Genomic DNA, 1,443 nt, shown 5'->3' with positions numbered 1-1,443 from the left:
TGATCTGACCCCGAAATGTTGGACGCCTTCTATGCCCGCCGTGCTTGAGTCCTGTATTCCACAGGGCTCAGGCCACTTAGCTTCAGCCTGATTCGCGAATGATTGTAGTAGTGTATGTAGTCCTCTATACCTGCTTCAAGCTCATCGAGACTGTTGAATTTGTTCAGGTAAAAGAACTCGGATTTCAACGTGCCAAAAAAGCTTTCCATAGCCGCATTGTCATAGCAATTTCCTTTGCGGGACATGCTTGGCTTTACCGCACGCTCGTTCAGCACGCGGCGGTAGATAGGCATCCGGTACTGCCATCCCTGGTCGGAATGCAAGATTGGTTTATCGCGTGGCCGCAGCCTCTCAAAAGCTTGCCGTAGCATCGCACCAACCATGTCGAACAGCGGGCGCCTCGCGGTCTTGAAGGCGATTATTTCGCCGTTATAGAGGTCAAGGATCGGCGAGAGATAAAGCTTCTGCCCCCCGACCCGAAACTCCGTCACATCGGTTACCCATTTCTGGTTCGGTCGTTTGGCATCGAACTTCCGTTTCAGCAGGTTCGGCGCTACCTGACCCTCTTCGCCTCTGTAGGCCCGGTATTTCTTTATGCGCACACGGCTTTTCAACTGAAGCTCGCCCATGAGGCGCTGAACAGTCTTGTGGTTCACGAGGTGGCCAGCTCGCCGAACGGCAGCAGTGATACGGCGATAGCCATATCGGCCCTTGTGCTCGTCGAAAATTGAGCGAATTCTGGACTTCAGCTCCGCGTATTTATCAACGGATTGCTGCACCTTTTGTTGATAATAAAAAGTGCTACGGGCCAGGCCAGCCAATTTCAGAAGGCCTTCCAGAGAGTGCTCCTGCCTCAGTTCAATCACGATTTGCGCTTTTTCGGCTGCGCTGCTCGTTCCTTCACTTGAACCAAGGCATCGAGCTTTTTTAAATAAGCAATTTCCATCCGCAACTGGTTCAATTCGGCCAGCAAATCATCACGCGTACGAGCTTCATCGTCCGAAGATTCAAGCTGAATGGACGGGATGGGGTTTGTCATTTTTTTGTGAAGTCCACTTCCTGGCTGCCGGGACAAGGCCTCCAAACCGCCTTCATCATACCTGCGCTCCCATTCGCCAATGATGTCGGATTTCCGGATATCAAACAGGGCAGCGACTTGGCGATAGGACAGCTCTTCCTCTCGCATACGCTGCAATACATTCAGCTTGAACTCAGGGCTGTAGTTCTTCTTTCTCTTACTTTTGAGGCCCGCGGTACCAAGCGCCTGATATGCCGCAATCCACTTTCGAAGCGAAGAGGCATTGACCCCGTGACGATGCGCGACCTCTCTGTGACCTGCGCTCCCCGAACAGTAATCCTCAACAACCGACAATTTCGCCTGCTCTGTGTACTTTTTCATGACACCCCTGGATGTTGATGTCCAACATTTCGGGGTCAGATCAA

At 52.0% G+C, this 1,443-nt stretch carries 1 protein-coding gene; it reads right to left on the bottom strand.

What is annotated here, in order from left to right; genetic code table 11:
* Positions 1 to 29 precede the first annotated feature (29 nt).
* A protein-coding gene (locus tag AACY52_RS28390) for an IS3 family transposase (protein ID WP_339561080.1) occupies positions 30 to 1,399 on the bottom strand; the annotation gives its coding sequence in 2 pieces (ribosomal slippage) (positions 30 to 931 and positions 931 to 1,399; 1,371 coding nt in all).
* Positions 1,400 to 1,443 lie beyond the last annotated feature (44 nt).

Origin of the sequence: Pseudomonas sp. EA_65y_Pfl1_P113, from assembly GCF_963970525.1 — a bacterium.
GTDB classification, from domain to species: domain Bacteria; phylum Pseudomonadota; class Gammaproteobacteria; order Pseudomonadales; family Pseudomonadaceae; genus Aquipseudomonas; species Aquipseudomonas tritici.
This window is presented reverse-complemented; position numbering and strand designations above follow the sequence as displayed.